Raw genomic sequence first — 4,302 nt, forward strand, 5'->3', positions numbered from 1 at the left:
AAATGGCCTCCGGCAATCCCGGGGCGGTTCAGAGCGGCACCAAACCGCGACAGGTCCACAATGCCGTAAAAGCACCTGCATCACTCTAGCTCGTTCCAACATCAATGTTGGGAGCCTTAGCGCTAAGGTGTCAGTCCAGAACCTTGGTCATTTTCATTATCATCGCCGAGTTCAGGCTCATCCTGTTTCGGCTCGATCTGCCCTGGCTCCAATCGGTCCGATCGAGAACGGATATGATCTTTGCCACCCTCTTGCTTTCCCTCGGAGGGACTGGTCTCTGTTTCGGCCTTGATCGCACGGAGACGCACCACGCGCTCCTTGCGAGCTCTGGCCATCGCTTCACGGATCGCATTAAGGCGTGCCGCCGCACGCTGACAGATCTCGCCCAGGGCCTCCAGAATGCGCGTGAAAACGTTGTCTCGACCCGGTTTTCTATTGCTGAATCCGGCAAGCCGGAACCGGCTGGTTATGGCCGTATAATCGGGATTACCAAACTGGTGGTTCAGCTCCACAACCAGCTTGTTCGCTGCCGCCTGTTCATCCGGACCATCCTTTTTGGGAAGCTTGAGAATTGCCTGGCAATTCCCCACACCGCTCCCCTGAACAAGGGAAGGGACATAACCATCAGCCCTCAGCTGATCCAGATCATCGCCGTTTAAACCACCAACAACAATATAATGGTGCGCCGGATCGATAGGGGTCACATAAATATCGTATCCGCGCGCATTTTGCCGGGAAAGATCCGGCAATAGCTTTTCGACGTCCGCCGCCGGGTAAAACTGCTCGCAGCCATTAGGGCCTTTACCCTTGCCGTGATTAAAGTTCTCGAGATCTGTGCGCTGGCTCCGGAGCGTAATCCGATAGACCGGAGCATTGAGCGCTGCGTGTTGCTGCCGCCAGGCGGCTTTCTGTTCCGCCAGGGCGGGAGGTATCGTATCGTCCGGGCCATGTTCCACAGTACCGGAATGGGTTGGGGCTACCGGGCCTGCTAGAGTATGGCCTGTGCTGTGGTTCTGTTCTTGGCGCTCGGGCATGCCAGATTCTGGACCGGATCTTCGATCAGATGTGCCAGACTGCTCTGCTCGCGCGATAAGCGCCGCCCCGTCTCGATCTTGCTCATAAACAATTCCGGCTCTCTGCAAGCCGGCCCAGCTATAGCTCTTCCCGAGCTGGCTGCCTTTCAACCAAACGCCATTATACCCGAAAGAAAACCCGTTCATCCGTCCGGTCCGGGCGACATTGGGACGCACCATCACACCGGCCGCCTCCAATCTATCGATGAAAGCGAGCACGCTCTTGTTCCCGATAGTGGCGTCTTTGACCAGATTTTGCAGTATCAACCGCACCGAAGCTTCGCCAGTGCGAAGGCTGCGCTCCACCTCGCCCTTTTTGAGCGCTCTTCGGTGATCCTCCGCAGCGACATCTTCGAGCCCCGGCGTGATCGTAAGCCCGTATTTTCTCTCGAGATCCCGGGTTGCCTCAATCGCCCGAAATGCCTCCCACTTACCGTGCCACACGCGCTCGTCCAAGCCGATCCGGCTGGCAATGATATGTATGTGTTGATAGTCGGTGTCGTTATGCTCGATCGCTACAAATTGATGCTGGCCAAGCCCCATCTTTTCCATGAAATCGTTGCTGATTTCCTCCCACTCGGACACTCCGATCTGCTCACCGGCTGGTAACGCCAGAGAACAATGCCAGACCGGCTTCTCGACATTGGACCGCAGCTCCCGGCTAATCTTGAATTCTGCGGCCATACCGCGAGCTGTTTCTGTAGCCATGTTGCCGCCGACAATCCGCGCGGCTTTCTTAGGGCTGAGCGCGTAATTCAAGACGCCACGAAAGCCTTTGCCTCGACCGACTTTAGCTTTCATCTGTCACCCCCAGCAGCTGGCGGCGCAGGGCCTTCACCTGGTCGCGTAACTTCGCCATATCGACCGCTGGAGCATCAACCCGCCCTTCGTTGATGGCACGTTGATACTGGTTTAGATTTGCCGCACTGCGCGCCAGAGCAACATAAAGATCGCGATTGGCTTGAGGAACAATGGATGGCAACTGATCAAGCGCGGCACGGCGGATCCATTCACCGCGACTGATCTTGCCTCGCAGCTGGTCAATATGGCTCTGCTCGGCATCGGTCAGGCGACAAGTAACAGCATGCTTTCGCCTGTCAGAGGGATCCTTTGGTTTACGTCCACGGCCAGCCATTTTTATCCTCGAAATAGAGACAGTCTACAGCCAAGTCCCCCGACCAGGGGGACGCGGAGCACGGTCCTCGACAAGAGGAGGACCGTGCGCAGGTTAAGCTGCCCCCCCATTGGGGGCGCCGCGCGGAGGCATCTTTCGGCTTTTAGCGAAAAAGATGCCGGAGATCCCCCCGCCGGTCCAGCGACAGCGCAGGCCGGAGACCCCGATTAGGGGTGGGGCAAGGGGAATTAAGCGAAGCGAAATTACACCTTGCTTTTAAACACTTCTTAAACCATTAACGTAAAAAGATGAAATCGGCAACCATCTCGCCCAATTAGGGAAATTGGTTTATCCGTCAGGATGCCGAAGCAATAATATTTCCATAGCGTTTTGCCTGGAAACAGGTGTGTCCGGAGGAAAGAAAGCAATATCGGAAAGCCGGAGATAGGCTTTGACCAGACAATTTCTTGAAGCTGATTGGGCCGCCCTTGAATTTGCCCGTTCGATGATGGCCGGTTGTTACAAATTTTCGGGAAAAATGCCGTTAGAAAAACAGCCTCAAAGACCGCGCGGGGCCCAGAGAATAATCGCGGCACTAACAAGACAAATCCCTGCTCCGATAATATCCCATTGATCAGGGCGATGGCTTTCGACGATCCAAAGCCAGAGCAAAGACGACACGATATAGATACCGCCATAAATGGCATAAGCACGTCCTGCCTGATCTGTGGGGCTTAAGGCCAGCAACCAGGCAAAAGCCGCAAGGGACAATAGTCCCGGCGCCAGCCAGAATATGCTCTTGTCCAGTCGGAACCATGCCCAGAAGGCAAAACAGCCAGTGATCTCGGCGAGCGCGGCAACGAAATAGATCAGAACTGCTTTCAATGGCCATGTCCAGCATCTAGGATTGGGCCGGGAACCGGACGGAACTGTTGGACCGGGTGAATACAGCGATCACCGGAATGCGATAAGCGGATCCAGCCTTTCAGGCCATGGCATAATCCATCGGGAATTGTGTTTGTTTCAGCGCCCGAAAATCTTGTTACGTTATTGCCTTCTTTCAGAAGGGTCTCATTGTAGACGTTCGGCAATCCACAGCTTAATCAGTGATTGCCGCGTCACGCCCAGATGTCGAGCCTGCTTGTCCAGGCCTTCGACGACCCATGTCGGAAAATCCACGTTCACGCGCTTTGGTTGATCGCTCCGGCGGCGTGCCTGAGACCAGTCAATTGCATCACTCACATCTTCGCCTGCGTCGAACTTTCTGTCGAACTCAGTTGCTTTCATAATAGCTGATCTCCTCTTTCCGGGCACGCCGCACCGAAATAATCCGCACAACATTACCTCGCGGCGTCCAGATGGCCGTCCAGTACTTGTCTTCAATTTTCCCGATCGACAGGAAGCGCGGCTCATCCTCGGTCTTGGCGGGCGCTTCAAGCATCCATGGGTCATCCCAAAGAGCCTGCGCCTGATCGAAATCAATACCGTGCTTTACCAGATTCGAGGCACTTTTAGCGGGGTCATAATCAAAATTCATAACTAAATATGATATAATAATTATCCATTTTCAAGTATGGTTTAGTGTCAGCGCTCTCACGACCCGGTCGCCTTGTTAGGCGGTTCGCCTGCTTAGGAAAGTATCCTGAAAAGTCAAATATTTATAGTGGTTGCCTAGAATTCTCGGTGTCCCGAACGCTAAAGTCTACCAGACTCTAAAAACCAGGGCTGACATTCAAGTCGCCACAGCTTTCTTGACCCGTCAGTTTCATAGTGACGGTTGCGGACGGGAAGTGCCCGCTTGACTGAAGTGGACATGATCGTGTTGATCAACTCCGGTCCAGTGGTCGAGATGAGGTTAACTTGTCAACCTATCTATGGTACTACCGAATTCCCTTCCGCGCTTCGTTGTCGAGGTCGAGTTCCTTTCGATAGTGACTGCTCAGGGATTCGATTTGGCATTTTATTTTATGCAATTTACCGATGTTTCTGGCCAATTTAACCGGCTCCGGTTATCGACTGCGTTATCGGAGATCGCAGACTTATATATATGCATCTTTTCGACATCTTCCTCCCAACGGGACCTGACCTGCCACTGAATTTTCATCCATTCGGGAC

5 protein-coding genes are annotated in these 4,302 nt (G+C 53.9%); all 5 read right to left on the reverse strand.

Translation table 11 applies throughout. The features are described 5' to 3' along the window. Positions 1-122: 122 nt before the first annotated feature. Complete coding sequence (locus AQ1_RS14670; RefSeq protein WP_052371233.1) at positions 123-1,874, reverse strand: relaxase/mobilization nuclease domain-containing protein; 1,752 nt, start codon at positions 1,872-1,874, stop codon at positions 123-125. Then, complete coding sequence (locus AQ1_RS11260) at positions 1,864-2,208, reverse strand: plasmid mobilization protein (protein ID WP_052371234.1); 345 nt, start codon at positions 2,206-2,208, stop codon at positions 1,864-1,866. Before AQ1_RS11260 ends, AQ1_RS14670 begins: the two co-directional genes overlap by 11 nt. A 537-nt stretch (positions 2,209-2,745) precedes the next feature. Continuing rightward, entirely contained in the window at positions 2,746-3,072 is a 327-nt protein-coding gene (locus AQ1_RS11265; RefSeq protein WP_042087348.1) for a YnfA family protein, read from the reverse strand. 186 nt (positions 3,073-3,258) lie between these two features. Further along, a complete protein-coding gene (gene brnA / locus AQ1_RS11270) occupies positions 3,259-3,474 on the reverse strand; it encodes a type II toxin-antitoxin system BrnA family antitoxin (protein ID WP_042087349.1) in 216 nt (71 codons plus the stop codon). After that, positions 3,461-3,724: a BrnT family toxin gene (locus tag AQ1_RS11275; RefSeq protein ID WP_042087351.1), complete on the reverse strand. Its 264-nt coding sequence runs from the start codon at positions 3,722-3,724 to the stop codon at positions 3,461-3,463. Before AQ1_RS11275 ends, brnA begins: the two co-directional genes overlap by 14 nt. Positions 3,725-4,302 lie beyond the last annotated feature (578 nt).

Origin of the sequence: Iodidimonas nitroreducens (assembly GCA_000710935.1) — a bacterium.
Classification (GTDB): Bacteria; Pseudomonadota; Alphaproteobacteria; order Sphingomonadales; family Rhodothalassiaceae; genus Iodidimonas; species Iodidimonas nitroreducens.